The sequence below is a fragment of the Mesorhizobium delmotii genome, assembly GCF_900149755.1.
GTDB lineage: Bacteria > Pseudomonadota > Alphaproteobacteria > Rhizobiales > Rhizobiaceae > Mesorhizobium > Mesorhizobium delmotii.
Genome location: NZ_FUIG01000013.1, coordinates 74,844 through 101,305, shown reverse-complemented (window position 1 = coordinate 101,305; position 26,462 = coordinate 74,844). Strand labels below are relative to the sequence as shown.

Here is a 26,462-nt window from a genome sequence, read left to right as displayed (position 1 = left end):
CGCGGCCAACCCACGAAGGCATCGAGCGCACGCACAGCCTCGCTTTGCCTGCAACTGACCGACAGACGCCCGCTTGCAGCAGGCAATCCTCAAAATGTCGCGATTGGCAGATGACCGGCGAGGTTGTACAGGCAAGCAAGCAGCCCATACGATCCGCCGGAGATCCGCCATGCCTTTGAAAATCGCCGTCCAGATGGACCACATCTCCACCGTCTCGATTGCCGGCGACACGTCTTTCGCGCTGTCGCTGGAAGCGCAGCGGCGCGGCCATCAGCTCTTCCATTATACGCCCGATCGACTGTTGCTGCGCGGCGGCAAGGTGTTTGCCCGCATCGAGGCAATGCAGGTCCGCGATGAGAAGGGCAATCACTATTCGCTCGGCGAAGAAGTCCGCACCGACCTGTCGGAGATGGACGTCATCCTGCTCAGGCAGGATCCCCCGTTCGACATGAACTACATCACCTCCACGCATATCCTCGAGCGTATCCATCCCAAGACGCTGGTGGTCAACGACCCGGCCTGGGTGCGCAACAGCCCGGAAAAGATCTTCGTCACCGAATTCCCCGACCTGATGCCGGAAACGCTGATCACCAAGGACCCGCTGGAGGTCGCCGCCTTCCGCAAGGAGTTCGGCGACATCATCGTCAAGCCGCTCTACGGCAATGGCGGCGCCGGCATCTTCCACCTGCACGAGGCCGACCGCAACCTTGCCTCGCTGCTCGAGATGTTCGGGCAGTTGTTCCGCGAGCCTTACATCGTGCAGCGCTATCTCAAGGAGGTGCGCGCCGGCGACAAGCGCATCATCCTGATCGACGGTGAGCCGGTCGGCGCCATCAACCGGGTGCCGGCCGAGACTGATTCACGCTCCAACATGCATGTCGGCGGCCGCGCCGAAAAAACCGAATTGACGGAGCGCGAACGCGAGATCTGCGCCCGCATCGGCCCGTCGCTGAAAGAGCGCGGCTTTATCCTCGTCGGCATCGACGTGATCGGCGACTACATGACCGAGATCAACGTGACGTCGCCGACCGGCGTGCGCGAGGTGCAGCGTTTTGGTGGCGCCGATATTGCGAGCCTGTTCTGGGAGGCGGTCGAGGACAAACGCAAGTAAGCGCACGCTTTGCGGAACAGTGTTTTTCCGACCCGTTAGCGCCGCGACGCCATCAGATTGTAGCGTCCAATTGTTCCCGTAATGTTCTTGCCTCAGCCGTAAATCTGTGGTTGTCTGCGGCAAAGCCGTTCGCGGCATGATCGCAGAGGCTTGGGCAAGTCTGCATCCGGGGGTGAAAAAATGGTTGCGCGGGTCCGTACGGTCGCTTTCCAGGGCATCGAGGCCGTACCGGTCGACGTCCAGGTGATGATCGCGCCCGGCAAGGTCAACATGCACATCGTCGGCCTCGGCGACAAGGCGGTGGCCGAAAGCCGCGAGCGGGTCCAGGCGGCCCTGCACGCGTCGGGCCTGTCGATGCCGTCGAAAAAGGTCACGGTCAATTTGGCGCCGGCTGACCTGCCCAAGGAAGGCAGCCATTACGATTTGCCGATCGCGCTCGGCCTGATGGCGGCATTGGGCGCCATTCCAGGCGACATGCTGTCCGGCTATGTCGTGCTTGGCGAGCTGTCGCTCGACGGCACCATCGCCGCGGTGGCCGGCGCGCTGCCGGCGGCGATCGGCGCCAATGCCGAAGGCAAGGGCCTGATCTGTCCTTTCGCCTGCGGCCCGGAAGCGGCGTGGGCCGGCAAGGATTTCGACATCCTGGCGCCACGCAGCCTGATCGCCATCGCCAATCATTTTCGCGGCACGCAGGTGCTGTCGCGGCCGGAAGCCGGCATCCATGCCTCGGCGCGCGACCTGCCGGATCTCGCCGACATCAAGGGCCAGGAGACCGCCAAGCGAGCACTGGAAGTGGCGGCAGCCGGCGGCCACAATCTGCTGATGGTCGGACCGCCGGGATCGGGAAAATCGATGCTGGCGCAGCGGCTGCCGTCGATCCTGCCGCCGCTGGCGCCGAGGGAATTGCTCGAAGTCTCGATGATCGCATCAGTGGCAGGCGAACTCGGCGAGGGAAAACTGACCGACCGGCGGCCGTTCCGAGCGCCGCACCATTCGGCCTCGATGGCGGCGATGGTCGGCGGCGGCCTGCGCGTGCGGCCGGGCGAGGCCTCGCTTGCCCATCACGGCGTGCTGTTCCTCGACGAGTTTCCCGAATTCTCGCCGCAGGCGCTCGATGCGCTGCGCCAGCCGCTGGAGACCGGCGATTGCATGATCGCCCGCGCCAACCATCGCGTCACCTATCCGGCGCGCATCCAGCTGGTCGCGGCGATGAATCCGTGCCGCTGCGGCATGGCCGGCGAGCCGGGCTATCGCTGCCTGCGCGGCGACCGTTGCCGCACCGACTACCAGGCGCGCATTTCCGGCCCGCTGCTCGACCGCATCGATCTCCGGATCGAGGTGCCGGCGGTCTCGGCCAGCGATCTGATCCGGCCGGACCGGGCGGAGAAAAGTGCCGCGGTGGCATTGCGCGTGGCACGCGCCCGGACGATCCAGCGCGAGCGTTTCGAACGGCTCGGCGCGACCTCCGCCACCACCAACGCGCATTGCTCGCCCTCGGTCATCGAGGAGATCGCGATGCCGGATGCATCAGGCCTGTCGCTGCTCAGGGACGCCAGCGAAAAACTCGGCTTTTCCGCACGGGCCTATCATCGGGTGCTGAAAGTGGCGCGGACGCTGGCCGATCTCGAGGCGAGCGAGACGGTCGGCCGCATCCATCTGGCCGAGGCGATTTCCTACCGCATGAGCTCGGAGCGAATGGCGCAGGCGGCGTAGAGTGCACCGGCCGGGCGCCGGAAAGCTTGACCTCGGGCCTCATCGTCGCCGGCGGCGATCGCCCCAATGCCGCCTGCGGGCCGGGAGCGGCCGGGCCGGCGAGCATTTCGACAGCCTGGTGCTACGCAGCCTGATCGCTGTCGCCATCCATTTTCGCAGCAGCTACTTCACCGGGATCATGAGATGTGCGTAGGGCGTGCCGGCCCACATCACATATGGCCTGGACGTGTCAGGCTTGGGGTCCATCGGATAGCCCTGCATCATATCCGTTGCATTGACGATCATCACGTGCGGTCCGGTCTCCACCCAATTGTTGCCGGGCTCGGGCTTCGTCGCATAAGGATCGGTGTTGCTGCCGTCGGTGCCGCCGGCCAACATATACATGAAGCCGACCTTGCCCTTGGGCGGTTCTTTTTTTCGATCCACGCCATTGCCCATTCCATCGAATTGGCATCGCCACACATTGGATCCGGGCCAGGTGTGGCCGGGTTGTCCGGCATGCACCAGAAGCCGTTTGTGCCTTCGCGCAGTGTGCGCATTGCACCCTTCTCATCCATAGCGTGGATCGCAGCGCCGCTTGCTACAGCGGGGGGTGCGGCGGATTCAGCGCTCTTGATCATCGCAGCGTCGTCGGCGGCTGCGGCCTGTATCGCAATCAAACTGCCCGCCGCCACAAGGGCAGCGACCGTCAGAAGCCGTTTCATGGCCGTTCTCCGGTTTTGAGTTGATCTTGTGCATGAAGTCGGACGCACGGCCTCCCAAAGCCGTTTGTCGGTGATTAAAATCTAGCAGATCGCATGCACCGGGACAACGACGTTTTAGCGATGTCTAATATCTGTCGGGTGATTCATGTGAAGTTCTGCATCCGGCATTCCTCCCCCAGATGCTCCAGAACGGGCTGCAACGCGCGCCTGCGGCCTGAGCACGGACAGGCGCAAAATTTTTCTACCCCTGGGAACGCCCGGGAGTGAGGGCCAGCGCCTTTGCAACGCGGGCTTGCTATCCAGCCCTTTCCTTCGCCTTCAGTTCCAGCCGCCGCGCATGCAGCACCGGTTCGGTGTAGCCGTTGGGCTGGACGCGGCCCTTGAAGACGAGGTCGCAGGCGGCGAGGAAGGCGATCGATTTGTCGAAGTCGGGCGCCATCGGCCGGTAAAGCGGGTCGCCTGCGTTCTGGCGGTCGACGACGCCAGCCATGCGCTTCATCGTCTCCATCACCTTGTCTGAGGTGCACACGCCATGGCGCAGCCAGTTGGCGATATGCTGCGAGGAGATGCGCAGCGTGGCGCGGTCCTCCATCAGGCCGATGTCATTGATGTCAGGCACTTTCGAGCAGCCGACGCCCTGGTCGATCCAGCGCACGACATAGCCCAGAATGCCTTGCGAGTTGTTGTCGAGTTCCTTCTGGACCTCCTCCGGCGACCAATTCGGCCGCACCGCAACCGGCACCGACAGGATGTCGTCGAGCTTTGCCTTCGGCCGGCTCTTCAGCGCCGCCTGCACAGCCTGGACATTGACCTTGTGATAGTGGGTGGCGTGCAACGTCGCCGCCGTCGGCGACGGCACCCAGGCGGTGTTGGCGCCGGCCTTGGGGTGGGCGATCTTCTCCGCCAGCATCGCCGCCATCAGATCGGGCATCGCCCACATGCCCTTGCCGATCTGGGCGTGGCCGGCCAGTCCGCATTCCAGCCCGGTGTCGACGTTCCAGGCCTCATAGGCGGCAATCCAGGCGGCCTGCTTCATGTCGCCCTTGCGGATCATCGGGCCGGCTTCCATCGAGGTGTGGATCTCGTCGCCGGTGCGGTCAAGGAAACCGGTGTTGATGAAGACGACGCGGTCTTTGGCGGCGCGGATCGCCTCTTTGAGGTTGACGGTGGTGCGCCGCTCCTCGTCCATGATGCCCATCTTGATGGTACTTTTCGCCATGCCGAGCAGCGCTTCGACGCGGTCAAAGATCTCGACGGCGAAAGCGACTTCCTCCGGCCCGTGCATCTTGGGTTTTACGACGTACATCGAGCCGGCGCGGGAATTGGCGCGTCGTCCATTCGGCCCAACATCGTGCAGCGCGATCAGCGCCGTCATCGCTGCGTCCATGATACCTTCCGGCACCTCGTTGCCGTCGCGGTCCGTTATCGCCGGATTGGTCATGAGGTGACCGACGTTGCGGATCAGCATCAGCGAGCGGCCTGGCAGCGTCAGCGCGCCGCCATCGGGCGCCGTGTACAATCGGTCGGGATTGAGTTTTCGTGTAAACGTCCTGCCGCCCTTGGTGATCTCCTCGGCAAGGTCGCCCTTCATCAGGCCGAGCCAGTTGCGGTAGACCACGACCTTGTCCTGCGCATCGACCGCCGCGACCGAATCCTCGCAGTCCTGGATGGTGGTCAGCGCCGATTCCAAGATGACATCAGCGATGCCGGCTGGATCGGTCTTGCCGATCTGGTTGCTGCGGTCGATGACGATCTCGATATGCAGGCCATTCTTGGTGAGCAGGACGGCTTCGGGATTGTCGGCGTCGCCGCGATAGCCGGCAAACTGTCTGGGGTCGGCAAGCGTGGTGGCGCCGGCGCCCTCGCCCAGCCGCAACATGCCGTTGGCAACCGAAAGCCCGTTCACCCCTGCCCATTTGCCCGAGGTGACCGGCACCGACTCGTCGAGAAAATCCTTCGCCCAGGCAATGACCTTGGCGCCGCGCACGGGATTGAATCTGCCGCCCTTCTCGGCGCCGCCGGTCTCGGGAATGGCGTCGGTGCCGTAGAGCGCGTCATAGAGCGAGCCCCAGCGGGCATTGGCGGCGTTCAGCGCGTAGCGCGCGTTCATCACCGGCACCACCAGCTGCGGCCCGGCAACCACCGAGATCTCCGGGTCGACATTTTCGGTCGTCACTGAGAAGGCCGGCCCCTCAGGCACGAGATAACCGATCTCCTTCAGGAATCCCTTGTAGGCTTCCATATCGCTGGGCGCGCCATTGTCGCGATACCAGCGGTCGATCTGGTCCTGCAGCGCGTCGCGCTTTTCCAGCAGCGCCCGGTTCTTCGGCGAAAGCTCGTGAACGATGGTCGAGAGGCCGGTCCAGAAGGCGTCGGCTGCAATGCCGGTGCCCCGCAGCGCCTCGTTCACGACGAAATCATAAAGCTCGCGGGCAATCCGCAATCCGGCGATTTCGACGCGATCGGTCATCAGGGTGTCTCCAAGATGAAGGCTTTGGCCGGGCCTTTGGCATGTCAGGGTAGCACGGTCAATTCAGCTTAGGGTGAAGGTGGGTATTTTGGTCCACTTCGTCATCCCAGGCGAAGCAGGAGCGAAACGACGTCGCGGCGCATAAGCGGCTATGTGCAATCGCATATCGGGCCAATTTTCTCATTCCAGTAAACCCGGCCTTATACATTGCCTGTCAAATGAAGAAGACGTTTTGGAGTTGGCCGATGTTGAGATTTGCCTGGCTTGCTTTTGCTCTATTCTCTCTTGCATTCGCGAGCGCTGGTCCTGCCGCGGCTGCTGATGCCGAATTCATCGGCACCTGGCAGCAGGTTTACTCGACCGGCGGCCAATGCAGCGATTGCACGGTCGTCATCCGCAGCGGCAATCCCGGCCTGCAGGTCGCTGCAAGTAATGGGTGGACCGCCGATCTGAAAGCAGAAACGATCAATGGAGAAGCTGCGTTGATCGGAAAAGGCACTTGGCCGGGGTCAACTTCGGCAGGCGCCAAGGCCAGAGGCTTGGCGGCCGCCTTCAAGCTTCATCAAAAGCGGCTGATTTTGGTCATGCAGATCGTCGATCCCAATGGCAGCCGCATACGGGTAAACGCGGTTTTCGAGCGACTTGCAACCGCGCCCAAATCCTCCATCTGACATCACACCGCAATCCTTGGCCTTCCCGACGCCACCGCCACGACATGCGCCTCGATGAACATGCGCTGGGCTTCGACGGTGGAGACGCGGAATTCGGTGGCGACCTCGATCTCGGCGCTGTCGGTGCCGGCTTCCCTGGCCCGTCCGGCGGCAAGCGCGCGCACATCGGCCTCGGCCGCCGCGATCGCCGCAGCCTCGTCGAGAAAATCGCGGACTGTCTCCCCGGACGAAACGCGGAACAGCCCTTCCTTGGGCTGGCTGACGAGGGCCTCGGCCGAGACGCGGACCTGGCCAACGACGGCGCCAAGCGCGTTGGCGACGTCGGTATCCTCCGGCACGACGCAGTCATTGCCGACCAGTTCGGCCAGGCCGGCATAGTGCAGCGGCGCCGAGGCGCCGAGGCCGATGACCGGGCGGTCGAGCGCGACGCTGAGGCGGGCGATGCCGGGATGAGAATCGACGGCGCGCTGCACCAGCGCGTGCGCCACGGTGGCGGCACCATCCAGCCCATCCTCGGCGAAGGCGGTTTCAAGGATGTATTCAGCCGACCAGCGCGTCAGCGTCAGCAGCACCCGCTGCGAGATCGCCTCCGGCGTCGCGGCGATGAACTGGCCGCGGCCGTCGCGCTTGCGCGTGAACAGTTCGGCGCCGAGCCGGGCCGTCGCCGCATCCCAGTTGGCCTGCTTGCCCAAGACATGGGCAGCATCCGAGGGCGTAAAACCTAAAATATGCACCAGGCCGCGCGACACCAGCCGGTTCAAGGTGGCGTTCTGGGCGTTCGAGGTGAGCAGCCTGTCGAGTGCGAGCGGCACGCTGCCAATCGCCTCGTAGAGCTTCGCTTCCGGAGCGGTCAGGCCGGCCGCCAGCCGCTCCGGCACGCCGGTCCTGACCGCCAGGCGGCCATCCAAGCGGCCGGGGTTGGGCGCCCGCAGCTGACGTTCGAGCTCTGATGTGATGGCCTCGCCATGCATCATGCCGGCCAGCGCCAGCGGCACCAGGCGACGCGGCCCGAGCAGGATTCTTGGGTTGAGCGCGCCGTCCTCCAGCGTCACTTCGGAATCGCCGCCGAGCCCAAAAGTACGCATGGCGACCGCCTCGACCATGGTGCGGAAGCCGCCGACGGTGGCGCCTTCCGGGTCGAGCCTGGGACGGCCCCCGTCGAGCACGGCGACATCGGTGGTGGTGCCGCCGATGTCGGAGACGACAGCATCGTCGAGCCCGGTCATGTGGCGGGCGCCGACCAGGCTGGCGGCCGGCCCTGAAAGAATCGTCTCGATCGGCCGCTGGCGGGCAAAGGCGGCCGAGACCAGAGCGCCGTCGCCGCGCACCACCATCAAGGGGGCTGCGATGCCACGGGCGGCGAGAAAACCTTCGGTCGCCGCGACCAGCCGGTCGATCATCGAGATCAGCCGGGCGTTGAGCAGGGTCGTCAGCGCCCGGCGCGGGCCGCCAAGCTTGGCCGACAGCTCGTGGCTGGCGGTGACCGGCAGGCCGGTCTTTTCGCGGATGAGGTCGCGCGCGGCGAGTTCATGCGCCGGGTTGCGGGTGGCGAAATAGGCACAGACGGCAAAGCCGGACACCGAAGCGCCCAATTCCGGCAGCGCGGCCTCCAGCTCGGACAGGTCGAGTTTTGCCGCGTTGCCGTGGACATCATGGCCGCCGGGACAGAACACCACAGGGTCGGTGCCGAGCGCCGCCCTCAGCCCGTCGCGGGCCAGATCGCCTTCGGAAAAGCCGATCATCACCAGCGCCACGCGGCCGCCCTGGCCTTCGACCAGTGCGTTGGTGGCGAGCGTCGTCGACATCGACACCAGTTTTATCGCTGCAGGATCGGTGCCGGCTTTTTGCAGCACCGCGTCGACCGCGCCCGATATGCCGACCGCCAGATCGTGACGAGTGGTCAGCGCCTTGGCCTTGGCCAGCACTTTGCCTTTATTGGGTCCCTCTGGAGGGCCGCCGGCTTCCGACCACAGCACGGCGTCGGTGTAAGTGCCGCCGGTGTCGATGCCGAGGAACAGGGGGGAGGGTTTGGCGGTCATTGGCGGGTCCGGGAGATTTTGCTCCCCGCCATTAGCCGATACGGAACGGCGGATAAAGCCGCGAGCGCTGGGCCACGGCGCCTAATCTCCCCCCTTGAGGGGCCCTTGAGGGGGAGATGTCGCCGAAGGCGACAGAGGGGGTCGGTACGTCTGACGCGACCTTCCCTGTCACCGATGGGGAGGATGGCGCTCCACGCGACACAACCTCCTCTGGCCTGCCGGCCATCTCCCCCTCGACCGCTCACGGCACCAAATCAATCTCCTCGATCTCGCCACCGCTGCAGGTGTAGCAGCAATCGTCGCATTTTTCGGTGTTGCCGGGGCCGACGCCCCAATAGGTGCCCTCGTCGCCGTCGACCCAGGCGCCGTAGCAGATCGATTCGCCGTCATCACAGGACAGCGGGATCGACTTGGTCTCGCCGTCGTTGAGATAATAGTCCTGATTGTTGCCCGGCCAGACATAGTCGCGGTCCTGAGTGTAGAGCTCGACGCGCATGGCGTTGGGATGGCTGTTCCTGATCTCGAACGTGACGTCGCCTGCACGGGCCGCCGGCGCGAACAGCGTGACAAGACAGAGCGTAACGGCGATGCGCCGCGCGAAAGCGTAAGACAACATGATGATTCCCCCCGGGAAGGCGCGACCTTTCCTTCTCCCCCTTTGTTTGGACTGGGAACATCGCGCTTCTGTCCTTGAACGGCACCCCGAACCCCCTCGCGCACAACGCGCAAAACTGTTCGCGATGTCCTCGCACACCTGTTCGCGATGTCCCCAGTCCAAACAAAGGGGGAGAAGGGGGAGCGCCTACCTCAACACCGCCACATGCGGCGCGAGCCGCCGGATCGCCGCGATCATGTCGGCGCCGGTGATGTCGAGCGAGGATATCTCCATATGGACGATGTTTTTGCCGAAGGGCAGCAAGCGGCCGAGCGCGTTGGCCGGCGCATATCTGATCGCATCGGGAGGCGGCTCGGTCAGTTCGAAGCTGATCATCGCCGCGCCTTCGCCGGAGGTGAGGTGCGCGCTGCGCACCTTCTCCCAGGGCACCAGCACGTCGCCACCGCGCCGGTCGCGAAAGCCACTGGCGTCGAGCACCACCTGGACGCCGGTGTCGAACGCGCCGCGCGCCAGGAACAGACCAAGCCCCAGGCAGCCAAGCGCCAGCACCACCACCAGGAACAGCCCTTGGCCCGGGGCGCCTGACGCAAGCCCCTTCAGCGCGAAGAAGCCGAAGATCGCAGCGATCAGGAGCGGCCCGAGCGCGGGAAAGATTTTTCCGGTGGGGCTGTTGCGGATTTCGACGGGCGAAGGCATGGGCCACTCATCGGCCGGGCTTCAGCAGGGTCCAGATCCAGCCGATGAACGTGAGGACCAGAAACGGATATCCGGCAGCGGGCAAGGGCGACGAGGTCGGCAGCAAGGGCACGCCCCAGAGGATCATGCCCGCCGACACGACGAACAGCAAAGCGGCCACGACAGCCGTGAGCCGTACCCACAGGTCGAAGGTTTTCGGTGTGCTGACCATGACCAGCGCTGCCGCCCAAAGCGAGATACCGCCGACATAGGAGGGAACGCTGGCCTCAAGCCCCGCCGCATTACCGGCGAGCAGCAGACCCTCGCCTGCGACGAAGGTCAAAAATCCGGCCGCCACGCAGTCGTTGCCTTGCCGCTGGTACTTCATCGTCAACAGGGCGGCTGCCACCACGAGTGCGACGCCGTCGATCGTCCAGAGTGTTTCGCGCAGCTCGGCGCTCGCCACGAAGGTGCCGGCAAGCCCAAAGGCGCCACCGATCGCCAGGCCAATCGCGGCGACGATATCGGAGATGGCAGGGTTGGCGGAACGCATTGAGATCCCCCTTCCAAGCCCAAGGATACTTCAGGAAAGGGCGTTCTCCAATCGTTGGTTTTCGTGGCCTCCGGCCCTCATCCTTCGCGATTGCGGGCGCTGCCCCCTCAATCTCCCATCTTCAGCGCCTGGATAAACGCCTCCTGCGGGATATCGACCTTGCCGAACTGGCGCATCCGCTTCTTGCCCTCTTTCTGCTTGTCGAGCAGCTTGCGCTTGCGTGAGACGTCGCCGCCGTAGCATTTGGCTGTGACGTCCTTGCGCAGCGCCGAGATGGTTTCGCGGGCGATGACCTTGCCGCCGATGGCCGCCTGGATCGGGATCTTGAACAGATGGTGCGGGATCAGTTCCTTCAGCTTCTCGCACATCAGCCGGCCGCGCTTTTCCGCCGCCGTGCGGTGGACCAGCATCGACAGCGCGTCGACCGGCTCCTCATTGACCAGGATCGACATTTTGACCAGGTCGCCCTCGCGATAATCGGTCAAATGATAGTCGAAGGAGGCGTAGCCCTTGGAGATCGACTTCAGCCGGTCGTAGAAGTCGAAGACAACCTCGTTGAGCGGCAGATCGTAGGTCAGCATGGCGCGCTTGCCGACATAGGACAGATCGGCCTGGATGCCGCGCCGGTCCTGGCAGAGTTTTAGGATGCCGCCGAGATACTCGTCGGGCGTCAGGATGGTGGCGCGAATCCACGGCTCTTCGATCGCCTGGATTTTGACCACGTCGGGCATGTCGGCCGGGTTGTGCAATTCCTTCGTCGTGCCGTCGTTCAACAGCAGCCGGTAGACGACCGAGGGCGCAGTGGCGATGAGGTTGAGGTTGAACTCGCGCTCCAGCCGCTCCTGGATGATTTCGAGGTGCAAAAGGCCAAGGAAGCCGCAGCGATAGCCGAAGCCGAGGGCCGCGCTGGTTTCCATTTCGAAGGAGAAGGAAGCATCGTTGAGGCGCAGTTTGCCGACCGCGGCGCGAAGATCCTCGAAATCGGCGGCGTCGACCGGGAACAGGCCGCAGAACACCACCGGCTGCGCCGGCTTGAAGCCGGGCAGGGCCTGGGCCGTCTGGCGCTTGTCCTCGGTGATGGTGTCGCCGACGCGGGTATCGGCGACTTCCTTGATCGAGCCGGTGAAGAAGCCGAATTCGCCGGGGCCGAGCTCGTCGACATTGATGCGGGCCGGCGTGAAGACGCCGGTGCGCTCGACAAGGTACTTGGCGCCGGTGCCCATCATGCGGATGGTCTGGCCCTTCTTCAGCACGCCGTCGATGATGCGGACCAGCACGATGACGCCGAGATAGGCGTCGTACCAGCTGTCGACCAGCATCGCCTTCAGCGGTGCTGTGATGTCGCCCTCGCGCGGCGGCGGCAAATCGTTGACGATCGCCTCCAGCACGTCTGGAATGCCGAGCCCGGTCTTGGCCGAGATCAGCACGGCGTTGGAGGCATCGATGCCGATCACCTCCTCGACCTGCTCGCGGATGCGCTCGGGCTCGGCGGCCGGCAGGTCGACCTTGTTCAGCACCACGACGATCTCGTGGTTGTTGTCGATGGCCTGGTAGACATTGGCCAGCGTCTGCGCCTCGACGCCTTGAGAGGCATCGACGACCAGCAGCGAGCCTTCGCAGGCGGCGAGCGACCGCGACACTTCGTAGGCGAAGTCGACATGGCCGGGCGTATCGATCAGGTTGAGGATATAGTCCTCGCCATTGTTGGCGCGGTATTTCAGCCGCACCGTCTGCGCCTTGATGGTGATGCCGCGCTCACGCTCGATATCCATCGAGTCCAGCACCTGCTCCTTCATGTCGCGCAGCTCCAGCCCGCCGGTCAGCTGGATCAGCCGGTCGGCAAGCGTGGATTTGCCATGGTCGATATGGGCGACGATGGAGAAATTGCGGATGTTCTTGATCGGCGTGGTCATGATGGGGCGGCTTTAGCAGGGGCAGCTTGCCCGGGCAAGCGGCCGGGCGCGGCGCCAGTGCAATCGCGTCAGGTTTGCGCTCACCCCGCCTGTGTTCCAGCATTAGTGGCTGGCGAAAGCCGAAGCGGCATCCATCGGTGCCGGCCATTTTCCGGTCTCCGTCCGGTGTCGAAATGACCACACAGCTATGCAAGGCTCCTTCCGAACTCACGAAAGGACAAGCCAATGGCGAGCAAGCTGGTTTGGGGCATTCTCGGTGGGGTGGTGCTCGGCGCCGCGTTCGGCAGTGTGGGCGGCAACACCGGGATCTGGATCGCCGTTTGTATTGCGGCCGGTGCCGTCGCGGCCGGCCTATGGCACTACATGGAAACGCGGCGCCAGGGCTGAGCGCAGGCGGCCGAAGACGCCGTTATTCGCGGCGTCGCGCCGGCAGCAAACGAAGGTAAACGATCACGAAGCGGTGATGGCTGTAACGAACCGCACTGCGGCGCCGAAGTGTGAACATGACGGCGCTTCACGCCCGTCGCAGCGGAGGACAGCCGATGACTGGATCACAAGCCAAACGCAGCGGGAGCGCGACGCAATCAAGCGCAGGCGCGGTCCTTGTAGGGCTCGCCGCTGTTCTGTTTTCAGCAACCGGCGCCGCCGGCCAGCCGCTCACCGTGGTGGAGCTGTTCACCAGCCAGGGCTGCTCATCCTGCCCACCGGCCAACGCCAATCTCATCAAGGTCAAGGACCGGCCTGATGTGCTGGCGCTCTCCTTCAACGTCACCTACTGGGACTATCTCGGCTGGAAGGACACTTTCGGCAGGGAGGAATTCACCCAGCGCCAGGTCCGCTACGAGCCGTCGCTCGGCCGTTCGGGTCCGTTCACGCCGCAAGTGGTGGTCAATGGCAATTCCGATGCGGTCGGCGCCCGGCCCGGCGAGATCGAGCAGCTGATTTCGAGCAGCGGCCGCGCGAAAGGACCCTCGCTGTCGCTCGACGGCGGCAAGATCGCCATCGGCGCCGGCCCGGTGCCGGGCGGCAAGGCCGATATCTGGCTGGTGCGCTACCGGCAGGGCGTCATCGAAGTGCCGGTGGCGCGCGGCGAAAACACCGGACGCACGCTGCCGCATGCCAACGTCGTGCATTCCCTCTCCAGGCTTGGCGCCTGGACCGGCGAGGCCATCGCGCTGCCGCTGCCGGCACCGCCGAGCGGGCTAAGCACCGCGGTGCTGGTGCAAGTGCCGGATGGCGGACCGATCCTGGCCGCCGCGACGAACTAGAATCCAAAGATCTGCGCAACGCCGCATGAGCGGCGCCGCACATGCCGGCCGCATCAGCGCGCCACCCAGAGGAGACCACCATGACCAACTTTACCCGACTGACGCTGCCGGCGCTCGCCTTCGCGCTTTGCTCGACGGCGCTTTTCGCCGGCGGCATTGCCCGCGCCGAAGATGCGATGAAGCCGATGGCCACGGATGCCATGAAGCCCGCCGATCCGATGGCCACCGACGCGATGAAGCCGGCCGATCCGATGGCCGCCGAAAAGATGAAGGAGTGCATAGACAAAGCAGCCATGGAGACCGACGCGATGAAGAAGGATGAGGCAACCAAGGCCTGCGACGCCATGGGCATGGCCAAGTAGGTCCGGCAAGCCCTCGCGGCACCGGCGCGGGGTTTCAATCCCGCGCCGGTGCACCATTCCAAATACGCACGGCGCGAAAGTACGCACGGCAATGTGAGACGCCGGCGGGCCCAAATGTTCTATAGTCACAACACCATCAAGGGAGATCAGACATGACTGGTATTCGAGAACCCGTTGCGAGGCGCTCGACGAGCTTCGCCAGGGGCGCGCTTGCGGCGCTGATGCTCGCGGCGGCCGGCGCCGCCTTGTGGCAGACGCCGGCAAGCTCGGCCGAGGAGGCGGTGGTGATCCCGCCGCCGGCGATGGACGAGAAACCCGCCGCCGGCACCGCGAAGGCGGTCTTCGCCGGTGGCTGCTTCTGGGGCGTGCAAGGCGTGTTCCAGCACGTCAAGGGCGTGACCAGCGCCGTCTCCGGCTACGCCGGCGGCGACAAGGACACTGCCGTCTACGAGACGGTCGGCACCGGCCGGACCGGGCACGCCGAAGCCGTCGAGATCACCTACGAGCCGACAGAGGTGAGCTACGGCCAGTTGCTGCAGGTGTATTTCTCGGTCGCGCACAACCCGACGCAGCTGAACTATCAGGGTCCGGACCGCGGCCCGCAATACCGTTCGACGATCTTTGCCGAAAATGATGCCCAGAAGAAGATCGCCGAGAGCTACATCGCCCAGCTCGACAAGGCCAAGGTGTTTCCAGAGCCGATCGTGACCACGCTGGAGACCGGGAAAAAATTCTATCCGGCCGAGGACTATCACCAGGACTTTTTGACGCTAAACCCGACCTATCCGTACATCGTCTACAACGACCTGCCCAAGGTCGAGAATTTGAAGACGCTATTCCCGGACCTTTACAGCGACAAGCCGGTGCTGGTGCTGGCCGCCAACAAGAGCTGATCTTTGCCAGGGTGTACTTTGTGCGTCCAAGTGGACGCACGTCGGCGTAAGGTGTGTTGAGATTCAGGTTAGGCCGAGCCGAAAATGGTGGATTCCGAGAACCGGAACGGAGCGTACTTTCGGGTACGCGAGTACCGGAAGCGCAGGAAGCCGCCGTTTGCAGGCCGGCATCACCTGAATATCAATATACCTTATTGCACGCCCAGAAACTGCCTGAGCTCCGGCGTCCTGGGGTTGGCGAAGACCTCCTCGGGGGCGCCGATCTCGTGGACGCGGCCCTGATGCATGAAGACGACGCGCGAGCAGACGTCGCGGGCGAAGCGCATCTCGTGGGTGACCATCACCAGCGTCATGCCTTCCGCGGCCAATTCCTTGACGACGGCCAGCACCTCGGCAACGAGTTCGGGGTCGAGCGCCGAGGTGATCTCGTCGCATAGCAGCGCGATGGGCTGCATGGCTAGCGCCCGGGCGATCGCCACGCGCTGCTGCTGGCCGCCGGACAATTCGTCCGGCAAGGCATCGAACTTGTGGGCGAGACCGACGCGGTCGAGCATTTTTCGCGCGACCGCCTCGGCGGCTTTTTTCGGCGTCTTCTTCACCACCATCTGCGACAGCATAACATTGCCGCCGGCCGTGAGATGCGGGAACAGGTTGAATTGCTGAAAAATCATGCCGACTTTCAGGCGCAACGCCTTGAGATGAACCTCGTCGGGCAGGAACTGGGCGCCGGCGACGACGATCGAGCCTTCATCGATGGTCTCCAGCCCGTTGATGCAGCGCAGCAGCGTCGACTTGCCCGAACCGCTCTTGCCGATGATGGCGACGACCTCGCCCGGCGCGACGTCGATGGAAATCCCCTTCAGCACCTCGTTGTCGCCGAAGCGCTTCTTCACCTCAGTGATTGCGATGAGCGACATTGAGCTTCCTTTCCAGGAGCTGGCTGGATTTCGACAGCGGCCAGCACAAAGCAAAGTAGATGAGCGCGACCAGGCCATAGACGGTGAACGGCTGGAAGGTGGCGTTGGTGACGATCGAACCGGCCTTCGACAATTCGACGAAGCCGATGATCGAGGTGAGCGCGGTGCCTTTCACCACCTGCACCGAGAAGCCGACGGTCGGCGGCACTGCCACTTTCAGCGCCTGCGGCAGGATGACGTAGCGCATCTGCTGCAGGTACCCCATGCCCAGGCTGGCGGACGCCTCCCATTGACCCTTGGCGATGCTCTCGACGCAGCCGCGCCAGATTTCAGCGAGGAAGGCGGCGGTCCACAGGATGAGCGCGACACAAGCGGCAAGCCAGGCGGGAACGTCGATGCCGAACAGGCCAAGGCCGAAGAAGGCGAGAAAGAGCTGCATCAAGAGCGGTGTGCCCTGGAACAGCTGGATGTAGCCGCGTGACGCAAGCCGCAGCCAATGCCGGCCGCCGATGCGCAGGAAAAGCAGGGCCGCACCGACGATGCCGCCGCCGATGAAGGAGACCAGCGAGAGCACAACGGTCCAGCGGGCGGCCAAAAGCAGGTTACGCAGGATGTCCCAGAAGCTGAACTCGATCATGGCGCATGTCTCATCGCGACGCCTTCCTTGGGAACAGCATCCAGCCCAGGCCGGCCAGCAGCTGGCGCAGCAGGATGGCGAGGGCCAGGTAGATCAAGGTGGAGACGATGTAGGTTTCGAAGGCCCTGAAATTACGCGACTGGATAAAGTTGGCGGCGAAGGTCAGATCCTCGGCCGCGATCTGCGAAACGACGGCCGAACCTAGCATGACGATGACGATCTGCGACGACAGCGCAGGCCAGATGCGCTGCAGCGCCGGGACCAGAACCACATACCAGAAGGCCTGGAACGGGGTCATGGCGAGACTCGCGCCGGCCTCGAACTGGCCACGTGGCGTGGCCTGAATGCCGGCGCGGATGATCTCGCAGCTGTAGGCGCCGAGGTTAACGATCATGGCGAGGTTGGCGGCGGTCAGTTCCGACATCCTGATGCCAAGCGACGGCAGGCCGAAGAAGATGAAGAACAGCTGGATCAGAAAGGGCGTGTTGCGGATCAGCTCGACATAGGTCGCGACGACGGGTTTTAGCCATTTCGGCCCCAGCGCCCGCACCCAGGCGCAGGCAATGCCCAATGCCACGCCGAACACCGCACCGATCAGGATGAGCTGCACGGTAATCCGGATGCCCTTGAGCAGCACCGGCAGAGAATCGATCAGCCAGCCGAAATCGAAATGATAGGTCATGGCTTGCTATCTGACCTCAGCCACACGCGGCGGGCGGCGATCACAGGTCAGCCGGCAGGTCCACCTTCAGCCATTTTTGCGAAATCGCGTTGAGGGCGCCGTCGGACCTGGCAGCGGCGATGATGCCGTTGATCTTGGCCATCAATGCCGGCTGCTCCTTGTTCATGCCGATGTAGCAGGGCGAGTTCTTGATCAGGAACTTGAGCTCGGGCCGCTTGGGCGGGTTCTTTTCGAGGATGGCGGCGGCGACGACATTCCCGGTTGCGATCACCTCGACCTGGCCCGAAAGGAAAGCGGAAATAGTGCCGTTGTTGTCCTCGTAGCGCTTGATCTCGACGCTCGCGGGCACGACTTTGGTCAGTTCGAGGTCTTCGATCGCGCCGCGGGTGACGCCGACGGTCTTGCCGGCGAGGTCTTCCGCCTTCGCGACCGCGACGTCCGCCGGAGCGAACACGCCATTGTAGAAGGGAGCGTAGGCTTCGGAAAAGTCGATGACCTTCTCGCGATCGGGATTCTTACCGAGGCTGGAAATGACCAGGTCGACCTTGTTGGTCTGAAGATAGGGAATGCGGTTGGCGCTGGTGACCGGGACGATCTCGACCTTGGCGCCGAGCTTTTCGCCAATCAGATTGGCGATATCGATGTCGTAGCCTTGCGGCGTCATGTCGGCGCCGACACTGCCGAAGGGTGGGAAATCCTGTGGGACGGCGATGCGGATGGTGCCCCGCGCGCCGATGTCGCTCAAGGCGTCAGCCCGCGCCTGCGGGAACGGAGCCATGGCAATTCCAGCCACGGCGGCGAAGGCCAGCATGCATACATTGCGACGGTTCATTATTTTTCCCTTTGACTGAACAAAACCGATTGGTCGTCAGGGCAAAGCAACAGACATGCCAAACCATCAAAATCAGCGCGAATCAGGCTTTCCCAGTAGGATCGGGAAGGCCGTCTTCACGATCCAATGCCGCCCGACCAGCAGGCTGCCTAAATATTGTGCAGTGCGGCGGTTGCCTGTCAGTCGTAGGTCAGATCCGTCGCCTTGCCGCCAAACACGCGGTAGGCATAAAACGAATAGAAAATGATGATCGGCAGCACGACCACCGTGCCGGCCAGGATGATGGCGAGGCTTTCCGGCGCGGACGCCGCCTGCCAGATGGTCAGCCTGTCGGGCACGACGAAGGGATAGAACGACCAGGCGAGCCCGGCAAAGCCCAGAGTGAAGATGGCGGCCAGCGTCAAGAACGGCGTCAGCGCATGGCGGTCGTCCGTCTTAGGCAGATGGAAGGTCTGCCGCCACAGCCACGCGAACAGTACCGCCGACAGGATCGGCAGCGGCGACAAATAGAGCATGGCGGGCCAGACGAACCATTTGTCGAAGATGCGCGGACTGGCGAGCGGCGTGGCCAGCGAGACGGCGACCATGCCGAGCGCGGTCAGCACCAGCGCCCGGCGCAGCCAGAGCACCGCCTTCTTCTGCAATTCGCCTTCCGTCTTGTAGATGACCCAGGCCGCGCCCATCGCCGCATAGGCGGCGGCAAGGCAGAGCGCCACCAGCGCGCCGAAGACCATGCCGCCGAGGCCGACATCCAGGCCGAGCACATAGATCCCCAGCATGTAGCCCTGCGCCAGCGAGGCGATGACCGAGCCCAGGAAGAAGATGCGGTTCCAGCGATGCTTCCGTCCGGCCGGCACCTTGGCACGGAAATCGAAGGCAACGCCGCGCAGGATCAAGCCGACAAGGAGCAGGAAGACCGGAATGTAGAGCGCGGTGAGGATGGTGCCGTGCGCCAGCGGGAAGGCGACCAGCAGCAGGCCGACGGCCAGCACCAGCCAGGTCTCGTTGGCGTCCCAGAACGGGCCTATTGCCGCGATCATCGTGTCCTGCTCGGCGTCCTCGGCGGCCGCGAACAGGATGCCGATGCCGAGATCGAAGCCGTCGAGGATAACGTAGATCAGGATGGCAAGCCCCATCAGGCCGGCGAAGATGAGGGGGAGCAATGTCGGCCAGTCGAGGGTCATCACCATCCTCCTATTTCGCCGCCGGCTGCGACAGCGGCGCGTCGAGAACGCCCGGCAGCGGCGAGGTGTCGCCATCCTTCGCCGCCTTCAGCGCCAGATAGACCAGCACGCCGAGATAGGCGGTCAGAAGCAGCGCATAGAGGAGGAGATAGACCGCAAGCGACAGCGCGACCTGGCTGCCGGCGACCGGGCCGACGGCATCGACAGTCCTGAGCACGCCGGTGACCAGCCAGGGCTGGCGCCCGATCTCGGTAGTGTACCAGCCGGCCAGCGTCGCCAGCCAGCCGGACAGCGCCATCGGCACCATCACCAGCGCCAGCGGTTTCGGCAGGCTGTGGCGGCGCTTGAGGAAAAAGGCGGCCGACCAGGAGACGACGAGCATCAAGACGCCGGTGCCGACCATGATGCGGAAAGCCCAGAACACCGGGAACACCGGCGGGTGGTTGCCGGCATAGTCGTTCAGCCCCGGCACGACGCCACTGGTGCTGTGCCTGAGGATGAGGCTGGCGCCGTCGGGGATGGTGACTTCGAATTTGTTCTCCCTTGCCGCCTCGTCGGGAAGCGCGAAAAGGACCAGCGGCACATTGGGGCCGGTGTTCCAGTTGGCCTCCATGGCGGCGATCTTCTGCGGCTGATGCTCCAGCGTGTTGAGCCCATGCTGGTCGCCGGCGAAGATCTGGATGGGGATCAGGATCGCCGCGGTGAAGACACCGGTGCGCAATGCCTTCCACATTGATTCCGAGCGGTCGCCATAGAGATAGCGCAGCGCCGACAGGCCGGCGATCAGGAACGAGACCGTCAGGCCGGAGGCAATCAGCATGTGGACGAGCCGGTAGGGCATGGACGGATTGAAGACGATCGCCCACCAGTCGGTAGCATGCGCGACGCCGTTGCGCATCTCGAAGCCGACCGGCGTCTGCATCCATGAATTGAGCGCGATGATCCAGAAGGCGGACAGGGTGGTGCCGCCGGCCACCAGCACGGTTGCCAGCGTGTGGATGCGATTGGAGACGCGGCGGAAGCCGAACAGCATGATGCCGAGGAATGCCGCCTCGAGGAAGAAGGCGGTGAGGATCTCATAGGCGAGCAGCGGGCCGGCGATGTTGCCGACGGTCTCCATGTAACCCGGCCAGTTGGTGCCGAACTGGAAGCTCATGGTGACGCCCGAAACCACGCCCATGGCAAAGGACAGCGCGAACACCTTCACCCAGGTGAAATAGGCGCGCATCCAGGCGGAATCGCCTGTGGCGTTGTAGCGAAGCTTGAAGAACAGCAGCACCCAGCCAAGCGCAATGGTGATAGCCGGAAACAGGATATGGAACGAGATGTTCGCGCCGAACTGGATGCGCGAAAGGATGAGCGGGTCCATCGTGGGCTCCGGCTGCTGCTTATGTCGCAGAAGATAGGCCGGATGCGCCGACCGGTCAAAGCGGCGTGGCGTCACGCGAGGCGGAACGCCGCAGGACCGCGGCAGCGGTGGATGCGTCTTCACATACCGATGTCCAGAACTGTCAGGAGTGCCATTGACTTCCGGCGGCGCGCACCGACATTCAGCGGACTAAAATCAACAGACCTCCTTTCAAGCAGCCGTTTTTCAGCCATGCCATCCATCATTTCCATTTCCGGGGTCACCAAGACCTACGCCACCGGTTTCAAGGCGCTGAAGGAGATCAACCTCGATATCGAGCGCGGCGAGATCTTTGCGCTGCTCGGGCCGAACGGCGCCGGCAAGACGACGCTGATCTCGATTGTCTGCGGTATCGTCAACCGCTCGTCGGGCACGGTCACCGTGGACGGCAACGATATCAGCCGGAATTATCGCACCGCGCGCAGCCTGATCGGGCTGGTGCCGCAGGAACTGACCATCGACGCGTTCGAGAGCGTATGGGCGACGGTCAACTACAGCCGCGGCCTGTTCGGCAAGCCGGCCGACCACGCCTTCGTCGAGAAAGTACTGCGTGACCTGTCGTTGTGGGACAAGAAGGACGCCAAGGCGATCACCCTGTCCGGCGGCATGAAGCGGCGGCTGATGATCGCCAAGGCGCTGTCGCACGAACCACGGGTGCTGTTCCTCGACGAGCCGACAGCCGGCGTCGACGTCGAGCTGCGCCAGGACATGTGGGCGATGGTGCGCCGGCTGCGCGAGGATGGCGTCACCATCATCCTGACGACGCACTATATCGAGGAGGCCGAGGCGATGGCCGACCGCGTCGGCGTTATCAATCGCGGCGAGATCGTGCTGGTCGAGGACAAGGCCGAACTGATGCGCACGCTCGGCCGCAAACGGCTGTTGCTGGAATTGCGCAGTCCGCTTGTCACCATACCCGAGACGTTTTCGCGCTATGCGCTGGAGCTTTCGCCGGACGGCAATCAACTGACTTACACCTATGACAACCAGAGCGAACGGCCGGGCGTCGCCTCGCTGCTCCGCGACCTTGAGACGGCCGGCATCCAGTTCCGCGATATCGACACGCAAAACAGCTCGCTCGAGGAGATCTTCGTCAATCTGGTGAGGAGGGACGCATGAACCTGCGAGCCGTCTGGGCGATCTACAAGATGGAGATGGCGCGCGCCTTTCGGACCGTGCTGCAGAGCATTGTTTCGCCGGTCATCTCGACATCGCTCTATTTCGTCGTCTTCGGGTCGGCCATCGGCTCGCGCATCACCGAGATCGACGGCATCAGCTACGGCGCCTTCATCGTGCCGGGGCTGATCATGCTGTCGCTGCTGACGCAGTCGATCTCCAACGCCTCTTTCGCCATCTATTTCCCGAAATTTGTCGGCTCGATCTACGAATTGCTGTCGGCGCCGGTGTCCTATCTGGAGATCATCATTGCCTATGTCGGGGGTGCGGCGACCAAGTCGATCATCCTCGGCCTGATCATCCTGGCGACCGCAGCGCTGTTCGTGCCGCTGACCATCGAGCATCCGTTCTGGATGCTTGCCTTCCTGGTGCTGACGGCGGTGACCTTCAGCCTGTTCGGTTTCATCATCGGCATCTGGGCGAGAAGCTTCGAGCAGCTGCAGCTGGTGCCGCTGCTGATCATCACGCCGCTGACCTTCCTTGGCGGCAGCTTCTATTCGATTGACATGCTGCCCGGCATCTGGCGCACAGTGACGCTGTTCAACCCCGTCCTCTATCTGGTCAGCGGCTTTCGCTGGAGCTTCTACGGCAAGTCCGACGTCTCGATCGGCATCAGCCTCGGCATGACCGTCGTTTTCCTGTTTATCTGCATAGCGATCGTCGCGTGGATCTTCAGGACTGGCTACCGGCTGCGGACCTGACCGGCGCGGGATAAAAAAGGAGGGGCTTCGGTCGAGCCAAAACCCCTCCTCCACGATTTACCGGCGTGGACCTGGAGTGAGATGAGCTAGACCGCGATTTTGCCACCGCCCTGCTTGGTGATGGCGACGACCGATGGCCGCACTGGCATATCGGGCTTGAAGTCGGGCCAGCGGGTCGACAGGTCCTCATAGTAAGAGGGTCGGCCAAAAGGCTCCCAGTCTTCGCCGCCATCGGCCGGATGCTGGACCGCGACGAAGGCGGTCTGGTCGTCGGGCGTGAATAGCGGGCCACACAGTTCAGCACCGATCGGCACGCGGAAGAACAGCTTTGATGTCGCCCGCGCCTCGCCCTCGGTGTCGACCGCCCACAGGCCGTCGGTACGGCCGGTGGCCTTCGGGCCCTGTCCATCGGTCGAGACCCAGAGCCGGCCGGCCGAATCGATGGCGCAATTGTCCGGCATGCCGAACCAGCCATTGGCGGTGGTTGCGGTCGAGAAGGTGGCGCCGACTTCGGCCACCGAGGGATCGCCGCATTTCAGCAGCACTTCCCACTTGCCCTTGGCAGCAGTGAAATCGCCACCGTCCTCGACGATCTCGATGATGTGGCCGAAGGCGTTTTCGGCGCGCGGGTTGGCGGCATCGACCTGATCCGTCTTGCGCTTCGAATTGTTGGTCAGCATGACGTAGACTTTGCCGGTCGTCGGATTGGGCTGGATATCCTCGGGGCGATCCATCTTGGTGGCGCCGAGCAGATCGGCGGCACGGCGCGTCTCGATCAGCACGTCGGCCTGGCTGGCAAAGCCGTTCTCCGCCGTCAGCGGGCCCTGGCCGAAGACGATGGGCAGCCATTCGATCGACCCGTCCTCGGCGAATTTGGCGACGTAGAGCGTGCCGTCGTCGAGAAGATCCATGTTGGCGGCGCGATCCTCGGCGTTGAACTTGCCGGCGGTGACGAATTTGTAGACATAGTCGAAGCGCTCGTCGTCGCCGAGATAAAAGACGACACGGCCATCCTTGGCGACGATCGATTCAGCGCCCTCATGCTTGAAGCGGCCCATGGCAGTGCGCTTCTTCGGCACCGAGGTCGGATCGTTGACGTCGACCTCAACGATCCAGCCGAAGCGGTTGGGCTCGTTCGGCTCCTTGCCGATGTCGAAGCGGTCATAATGCGCAGCCCATTCATAGGCGCCTTCGGGAATGCCCAGGCGCTTGTAGTTGGCGGCTTCGGCGTGATCGGCCGGCAATTCGCCGGAGAAATAGCCGTGGATGTTTTCCTCGGCCATGACGTAGGTGCCCCAGGGCGTGACGCCGCCGGCACAATTGTTGACGGTGCCGATGGCCTTCGTGCCGGTCGGATCGGCACTGGTCTTGACGCGGTCGTGGCCGGCGACGGGGCCGGACAGTGCCATCTCGGTGTTCGAGGTGATGCGGCGATTGAGCTTGCCGTCGCGCACTACTTGCCATTTGCCTGATACCTTGCGGATCTCGACGATGGTGCCGCCATGGGCGGCCATCTCGACGTCGACCTGTTCCTTGCTCAGCGGCGCCTGCTTGGCCTCGCCCTCGACGATAGTGACGAGGCCCGGAAACATCAGATGCGGGTTGGTGTATTCGTGGTTGACCACCAGCAGGCCATGCTCGGCCGAGCCGTCGAGCGGGATGTAGCCGACATAGTCGTTGTTGTAGCCAAACTGTCTTTCCTGGGCCTGCGCCGACTGTTTTGTCGGATCGAATTCCGGCGAATCGGCAAACAGCGGATCGCCCCAGCGCAACAGCACATCGGCGTCATAGCCGGCGGCGACATGATGCTTGTCGTCGACGCCCGCCTCGACCTCGTCGAAGGTGAAGGCCGAGCCGCCGTTGGCGCGGGCATCGTCGGCGAGGATCAGCGCCAGCGGGCTGACGGTTGCAGCGATGGCGGTTGCCGCGAGCGATCCCTGCAGGAAACCACGGCGCGAGAAACGCGCGGCGATGATCTCGCCCATCGTCTGGTTGTCGGTGGGATTGGCACCTGGCCCATCGTTTTCCTCAAGCAGGCTGGTGCGGAAATGGGCGTCGGGGGAGCGATGTTCAGTCATGGGGGCTTACCTCTGGCTTCTTTGGGATGGCTGGAGAGAATGCTTGACTGACCGCCTATCGCCGGCAGATCACAGTTTGATGACGTTGCCGGCCATTTCCAGCCCCGATTTCGTGTCCATGATCAGCCCCGGCTTGACCGCGACCGACGCTTCGGAAACAAGACCTGCGGCAGGCGCGGAGGCACCGCGTCGAGAGGGACAAAAAAGTGAGTTTCTGGGGACTGGGGCAGCTCGGCATTTCGACTGTGATCTTCCTGCTGGCGGCGACGGCGGCCAAGCAATGGGGACTGGCGCCCAGCCTCGGCAAGATCGTTCTGACTCTGGCGCTCTATTCGGCGGGCAATCTGATCATGCTGAGGCTGATCCGTGAATTCGGCATGTCGGTGTCGTTCAGCCTGTCGGCGGTGATCCAGCTGGTGTCGGTGAACGTAGTGGCACTGGTGTTCTTCGGCGAGCGCGTCAATGCGTTGCAGGCGACCGGCATCGTGCTCGCTATCGCAGCGGTGGCACTGATCACGCTCGGGCCCTATCTGCAAAAACTGTAATTACGCATGACCCCGAAAATCGGAATCGATTTCGCTGGGGATCATGCGCCAATCAAAGTGCTACAGCGTCCTTTTGCGCGTCCAAAAGGACGCGGCGCTGTAGGACGAATGGGCCGATGAAGAATACCACAAGCAAGCTGCTCAACTGGATCGAATTCCCGGTGCTGCTGGCCGGACTGGTCATCGCCGGCGGACTGTGGGGGTTTGAGGAACTGATGGAGGTGGCGCGAGACACTACGCCGCACGCCTTCGACACGGAAATCCTGCTCGCCTTCCGTGAAGCCGGCCAGCCCGACAATCCGATCGGACCGCCATGGCTGGAAGGGGCGATGCGCGACATCACCAGCCTCGGCAGCGCCAGCGTGCTCGTGCTGATGACGGCGGCGGTGATCGTCTATCTGCTGCTGATCCACAGGCCGGGACCAGCGTTTCTCGTTTTCGTAGCAGTGGCGGGCGGGCAGGCCCTGTCGAGCACGCTGAAGCTCGGAATCGACCGGCCGCGCCCCGATCTGGTCTCGCATCTCGCCGACGTGGCATCGCTTTCGTTTCCGAGCGGCCACGCGATGCTGTCGGCGGTGACATATTTGACGCTGGGCAGCATGGCGTCGCGCTTCCTGCCTGGGCGAACGACCAAGGTCTATGTGCTGGCACTGGCGGTGCTGACCACCCTGCTGGTCGGCATCAGCCGCGTCTATCTCGGCGTTCATTGGCCATCCGACGTGCTGGCCGGCTGGTGCGCCGGCTTCGCCTGGGCGATGCTGTGCTGGCTGGCTGCATGGGCGCTACAGCGATGGCGCGGGCAGACCGACGGCGGCTGAACCGGCTGGTCAGAACGACGCTGTGTCGGTCAGCGCGCGGTCAAATCAGCGTGTTGACGAGCTCATGCCCGCAACCTGCCAGCAGGAAAAATCGTCGACACCAAGAACGTCGATCTCATCAAAAGCCTTGAAAACTCTCAACTGCTTAATCCCTTTGAATTTCGATTGCTGAAAATTGAAGACCGCCGTGGCTATTTCCGCCAGACGACGCGTAACGCGCGAGCTCTGCAGGACACAAGCGGTTTTGGTGCGCGCACATGCCTGACATGTGCATTGTGATGGCTGAACCATCATAATAATGGTATTATAAATGGGAATGCAAAACTCAGACGAGGGCTCTTTAGCCGATGATCACTGCCGCGCAGATGCGCGCCGCAAAGGCGCTGGCCGGCATCGATCAGAAGACGCTCGCCGAGCGCGCCGGGGTTTCGCTTCCAACCATTCAGCGCATGGAAGCGACGGCGACCGCCGACAGTCCTGCCGATGATCCCGCCGC

The 26,462-nt window shown here is 63.7% G+C and carries 26 protein-coding genes and 1 pseudogene; 12 read left to right on the top strand and 15 right to left on the bottom strand.

The window, feature by feature from the left end; translation table 11 throughout:
• Positions 1–169 precede the first annotated feature (169 nt).
• Positions 170–1,111: a glutathione synthase gene (gene gshB, locus BQ8482_RS01925; protein WP_123146039.1), complete on the top strand. Its 942-nt coding sequence runs from the start codon at positions 170–172 to the stop codon at positions 1,109–1,111.
• 180 nt (positions 1,112–1,291) lie between these two features.
• Positions 1,292–2,824 (top strand): YifB family Mg chelatase-like AAA ATPase, encoded by a 1,533-nt coding sequence (locus BQ8482_RS01920; RefSeq protein ID WP_123146038.1) that lies wholly within the window; start codon positions 1,292–1,294, stop codon positions 2,822–2,824.
• Positions 2,825–2,986: 162 nt separating this feature from the next.
• On the opposite strand, the gene BQ8482_RS38925 is transcribed toward BQ8482_RS01920, so the two are convergent.
• Positions 2,987–3,250, bottom strand: a complete 264-nt coding sequence (locus BQ8482_RS38925; RefSeq protein WP_244602593.1) for a hypothetical protein — start codon at positions 3,248–3,250, stop codon at positions 2,987–2,989.
• A gap of 573 nt (positions 3,251–3,823) precedes the next feature.
• The gene (locus BQ8482_RS01910) at positions 3,824–5,998 is read right to left on the bottom strand and encodes a malate synthase G (protein ID WP_123146037.1); all 2,175 of its coding nucleotides are present in this window, start codon (positions 5,996–5,998) and stop codon (positions 3,824–3,826) included.
• Positions 5,999–6,216: 218 nt separating this feature from the next.
• Between BQ8482_RS01910 and BQ8482_RS01905 the strand changes: the two genes are divergently transcribed.
• On the top strand, positions 6,217–6,669 hold the full coding sequence (locus BQ8482_RS01905; RefSeq protein WP_123146036.1) for a cadherin repeat domain-containing protein: 453 nt from the start codon (positions 6,217–6,219) through the stop codon (positions 6,667–6,669).
• 2 nt (positions 6,670–6,671) lie between these two features.
• Here the strand turns inward: BQ8482_RS01905 and BQ8482_RS01900 are convergent, their stop codons facing one another.
• The 5 genes from BQ8482_RS01900 to lepA all read right to left on the bottom strand — a co-directional run bounded on the left by BQ8482_RS01900 (position 6,672) and on the right by lepA (position 12,465).
• Positions 6,672–8,708, bottom strand: coding sequence for a hydantoinase/oxoprolinase family protein (locus BQ8482_RS01900; RefSeq protein ID WP_123146035.1), 2,037 nt, complete (start codon positions 8,706–8,708; stop codon positions 6,672–6,674).
• A gap of 241 nt (positions 8,709–8,949) precedes the next feature.
• Entirely contained in the window at positions 8,950–9,321 is a 372-nt protein-coding gene (locus BQ8482_RS01895; RefSeq protein WP_123147313.1) for a hypothetical protein, read from the bottom strand.
• 189 nt (positions 9,322–9,510) lie between these two features.
• Entirely contained in the window at positions 9,511–10,020 is a 510-nt protein-coding gene (locus tag BQ8482_RS01890; protein ID WP_123146034.1) for a hypothetical protein, read from the bottom strand.
• 7 nt (positions 10,021–10,027) lie between these two features.
• Entirely contained in the window at positions 10,028–10,552 is a 525-nt protein-coding gene (locus BQ8482_RS01885; RefSeq protein WP_123146033.1) for a hypothetical protein, read from the bottom strand.
• A 107-nt stretch (positions 10,553–10,659) separates the two neighbouring features.
• Positions 10,660–12,465, bottom strand: a complete 1,806-nt coding sequence (gene lepA, locus BQ8482_RS01880; RefSeq protein ID WP_123146032.1) for a translation elongation factor 4 — start codon at positions 12,463–12,465, stop codon at positions 10,660–10,662.
• A gap of 225 nt (positions 12,466–12,690) precedes the next feature.
• Between lepA and BQ8482_RS37950 the strand changes: the two genes are divergently transcribed.
• The 4 genes from BQ8482_RS37950 to msrA all read left to right on the top strand — a co-directional run bounded on the left by BQ8482_RS37950 (position 12,691) and on the right by msrA (position 14,988).
• Positions 12,691–12,852, top strand: coding sequence for a hypothetical protein (locus BQ8482_RS37950; RefSeq protein ID WP_165848393.1), 162 nt, complete (start codon positions 12,691–12,693; stop codon positions 12,850–12,852).
• A 155-nt stretch (positions 12,853–13,007) separates the two neighbouring features.
• Positions 13,008–13,733 (top strand): DUF1223 domain-containing protein, encoded by a 726-nt coding sequence (locus tag BQ8482_RS01875; protein WP_123146031.1) that lies wholly within the window; start codon positions 13,008–13,010, stop codon positions 13,731–13,733.
• Positions 13,734–13,813: 80 nt separating this feature from the next.
• Entirely contained in the window at positions 13,814–14,095 is a 282-nt protein-coding gene (locus tag BQ8482_RS01870) for a hypothetical protein (RefSeq protein ID WP_123147312.1), read from the top strand.
• A 152-nt stretch (positions 14,096–14,247) separates the two neighbouring features.
• Positions 14,248–14,988 carry a peptide-methionine (S)-S-oxide reductase MsrA gene (msrA, locus tag BQ8482_RS01865; protein ID WP_123146030.1) on the top strand — a complete coding sequence of 247 codons (741 nt, stop codon included), beginning with the start codon at positions 14,248–14,250 and terminating at the stop codon, positions 14,986–14,988.
• Positions 14,989–15,179: 191 nt separating this feature from the next.
• Here msrA and BQ8482_RS01860 read toward each other — a convergent pair whose 3' ends face one another.
• The 7 genes from BQ8482_RS01860 to BQ8482_RS39980 form a co-directional block, all read right to left on the bottom strand.
• Positions 15,180–15,905, bottom strand: coding sequence for an amino acid ABC transporter ATP-binding protein (locus tag BQ8482_RS01860; protein WP_123146029.1), 726 nt, complete (start codon positions 15,903–15,905; stop codon positions 15,180–15,182).
• Complete coding sequence (locus BQ8482_RS01855) at positions 15,883–16,542, bottom strand: amino acid ABC transporter permease (protein WP_123146028.1); 660 nt, start codon at positions 16,540–16,542, stop codon at positions 15,883–15,885. The genes BQ8482_RS01860 and BQ8482_RS01855 overlap by 23 nt, the downstream gene beginning before the upstream one ends.
• Before the next feature lie 10 nt (positions 16,543–16,552).
• A complete protein-coding gene (locus BQ8482_RS01850) occupies positions 16,553–17,224 on the bottom strand; it encodes an amino acid ABC transporter permease (protein WP_123146027.1) in 672 nt (223 codons plus the stop codon).
• Positions 17,225–17,264: 40 nt separating this feature from the next.
• Positions 17,265–18,035, bottom strand: coding sequence for a transporter substrate-binding domain-containing protein (locus tag BQ8482_RS01845; protein ID WP_165848479.1), 771 nt, complete (start codon positions 18,033–18,035; stop codon positions 17,265–17,267).
• Positions 18,036–18,235: 200 nt separating this feature from the next.
• On the bottom strand, positions 18,236–19,240 hold the full coding sequence (locus tag BQ8482_RS01840; protein ID WP_123147311.1) for a cytochrome d ubiquinol oxidase subunit II: 1,005 nt from the start codon (positions 19,238–19,240) through the stop codon (positions 18,236–18,238).
• Between the two features lie 10 nt (positions 19,241–19,250).
• Positions 19,251–20,609 carry a cytochrome ubiquinol oxidase subunit I gene (locus BQ8482_RS01835; RefSeq protein WP_123147310.1) on the bottom strand — a complete coding sequence of 453 codons (1,359 nt, stop codon included), beginning with the start codon at positions 20,607–20,609 and terminating at the stop codon, positions 19,251–19,253.
• A gap of 119 nt (positions 20,610–20,728) precedes the next feature.
• Positions 20,729–20,854, bottom strand: a complete 126-nt coding sequence (locus BQ8482_RS39980) for a hypothetical protein (RefSeq protein WP_280178794.1) — start codon at positions 20,852–20,854, stop codon at positions 20,729–20,731.
• Between BQ8482_RS39980 and BQ8482_RS01830 the strand changes: the two genes are divergently transcribed.
• Together BQ8482_RS01830 and BQ8482_RS01825 are read left to right on the top strand one after the other, a co-directional pair.
• Positions 20,841–21,767 carry an ABC transporter ATP-binding protein gene (locus BQ8482_RS01830; RefSeq protein WP_123146025.1) on the top strand — a complete coding sequence of 309 codons (927 nt, stop codon included), beginning with the start codon at positions 20,841–20,843 and terminating at the stop codon, positions 21,765–21,767. The two genes, BQ8482_RS39980 and BQ8482_RS01830, sit on opposite strands and share 14 nt — an antisense overlap.
• Positions 21,764–22,525, top strand: a complete 762-nt coding sequence (locus BQ8482_RS01825; RefSeq protein ID WP_095495890.1) for an ABC transporter permease — start codon at positions 21,764–21,766, stop codon at positions 22,523–22,525. Before BQ8482_RS01830 ends, BQ8482_RS01825 begins: the two co-directional genes overlap by 4 nt.
• Positions 22,526–22,611: 86 nt before the next feature.
• On the opposite strand, the gene BQ8482_RS01820 is transcribed toward BQ8482_RS01825, so the two are convergent.
• On the bottom strand, positions 22,612–24,603 hold the full coding sequence (locus tag BQ8482_RS01820) for a PhoX family protein (RefSeq protein ID WP_123146024.1): 1,992 nt from the start codon (positions 24,601–24,603) through the stop codon (positions 22,612–22,614).
• A gap of 206 nt (positions 24,604–24,809) precedes the next feature.
• Here BQ8482_RS01820 and BQ8482_RS01815 point away from each other — a divergent pair, with 206 nt between their 5' ends.
• The 3 genes and pseudogenes from BQ8482_RS01815 to BQ8482_RS38920 all read left to right on the top strand — a co-directional run.
• Positions 24,810–25,148 (top strand): hypothetical protein, encoded by a 339-nt coding sequence (locus tag BQ8482_RS01815; protein ID WP_123146023.1) that lies wholly within the window; start codon positions 24,810–24,812, stop codon positions 25,146–25,148.
• 116 nt (positions 25,149–25,264) lie between these two features.
• Positions 25,265–25,966 carry a phosphatase PAP2 family protein gene (locus tag BQ8482_RS01810; RefSeq protein WP_123146022.1) on the top strand — a complete coding sequence of 234 codons (702 nt, stop codon included), beginning with the start codon at positions 25,265–25,267 and terminating at the stop codon, positions 25,964–25,966.
• A 347-nt stretch (positions 25,967–26,313) separates the two neighbouring features.
• Positions 26,314–26,427 (top strand): annotated as a pseudogene (locus BQ8482_RS38920) (helix-turn-helix domain-containing protein); the annotation flags it as partial.
• Positions 26,428–26,462 lie beyond the last annotated feature (35 nt).

Excerpts from the sequence above, each read along its gene's own strand:
- BQ8482_RS01870 (WP_123147312.1), top strand. The coding sequence starts at position 13,814 with ATGACCAACTTTACCCGACTGACGCTGCCGGCGCTCGCCTTCGCGCTT.
- BQ8482_RS01885 (WP_123146033.1), bottom strand. The coding sequence starts at position 10,552 with ATGCGTTCCGCCAACCCTGCCATCTCCGATATCGTCGCCGCGATTGGC.
- BQ8482_RS01830 (WP_123146025.1), top strand. The coding sequence starts at position 20,841 with ATGCCATCCATCATTTCCATTTCCGGGGTCACCAAGACCTACGCCACC.
- msrA (WP_123146030.1), top strand. The coding sequence starts at position 14,248 with ATGACTGGTATTCGAGAACCCGTTGCGAGGCGCTCGACGAGCTTCGCC.
- BQ8482_RS39980 (WP_280178794.1), bottom strand. The coding sequence starts at position 20,854 with ATGATGGATGGCATGGCTGAAAAACGGCTGCTTGAAAGGAGGTCTGTT.
- BQ8482_RS01825 (WP_095495890.1), top strand. The coding sequence starts at position 21,764 with ATGAACCTGCGAGCCGTCTGGGCGATCTACAAGATGGAGATGGCGCGC.
- BQ8482_RS01855 (WP_123146028.1), bottom strand. The coding sequence starts at position 16,542 with ATGATCGAGTTCAGCTTCTGGGACATCCTGCGTAACCTGCTTTTGGCC.
- BQ8482_RS01850 (WP_123146027.1), bottom strand. The coding sequence starts at position 17,224 with ATGACCTATCATTTCGATTTCGGCTGGCTGATCGATTCTCTGCCGGTG.
- BQ8482_RS01900 (WP_123146035.1), bottom strand. The coding sequence starts at position 8,708 with ATGACCGCCAAACCCTCCCCCCTGTTCCTCGGCATCGACACCGGCGGC.
- BQ8482_RS01810 (WP_123146022.1), top strand. The coding sequence starts at position 25,265 with ATGAAGAATACCACAAGCAAGCTGCTCAACTGGATCGAATTCCCGGTG.
- BQ8482_RS01890 (WP_123146034.1), bottom strand. The coding sequence starts at position 10,020 with ATGCCTTCGCCCGTCGAAATCCGCAACAGCCCCACCGGAAAAATCTTT.
- BQ8482_RS01920 (WP_123146038.1), top strand. The coding sequence starts at position 1,292 with ATGGTTGCGCGGGTCCGTACGGTCGCTTTCCAGGGCATCGAGGCCGTA.
- BQ8482_RS01910 (WP_123146037.1), bottom strand. The coding sequence starts at position 5,998 with ATGACCGATCGCGTCGAAATCGCCGGATTGCGGATTGCCCGCGAGCTT.
- BQ8482_RS01835 (WP_123147310.1), bottom strand. The coding sequence starts at position 20,609 with ATGGACCCGCTCATCCTTTCGCGCATCCAGTTCGGCGCGAACATCTCG.
- BQ8482_RS01820 (WP_123146024.1), bottom strand. The coding sequence starts at position 24,603 with ATGACTGAACATCGCTCCCCCGACGCCCATTTCCGCACCAGCCTGCTT.
- BQ8482_RS01905 (WP_123146036.1), top strand. The coding sequence starts at position 6,217 with ATGAAGAAGACGTTTTGGAGTTGGCCGATGTTGAGATTTGCCTGGCTT.
- BQ8482_RS01845 (WP_165848479.1), bottom strand. The coding sequence starts at position 18,035 with ATGCTGGCCTTCGCCGCCGTGGCTGGAATTGCCATGGCTCCGTTCCCG.
- gshB (WP_123146039.1), top strand. The coding sequence starts at position 170 with ATGCCTTTGAAAATCGCCGTCCAGATGGACCACATCTCCACCGTCTCG.
- lepA (WP_123146032.1), bottom strand. The coding sequence starts at position 12,465 with ATGACCACGCCGATCAAGAACATCCGCAATTTCTCCATCGTCGCCCAT.
- BQ8482_RS37950 (WP_165848393.1), top strand. The coding sequence starts at position 12,691 with ATGGCGAGCAAGCTGGTTTGGGGCATTCTCGGTGGGGTGGTGCTCGGC.
- BQ8482_RS01875 (WP_123146031.1), top strand. The coding sequence starts at position 13,008 with ATGACTGGATCACAAGCCAAACGCAGCGGGAGCGCGACGCAATCAAGC.
- BQ8482_RS01840 (WP_123147311.1), bottom strand. The coding sequence starts at position 19,240 with ATGACCCTCGACTGGCCGACATTGCTCCCCCTCATCTTCGCCGGCCTG.
- BQ8482_RS01860 (WP_123146029.1), bottom strand. The coding sequence starts at position 15,905 with ATGTCGCTCATCGCAATCACTGAGGTGAAGAAGCGCTTCGGCGACAAC.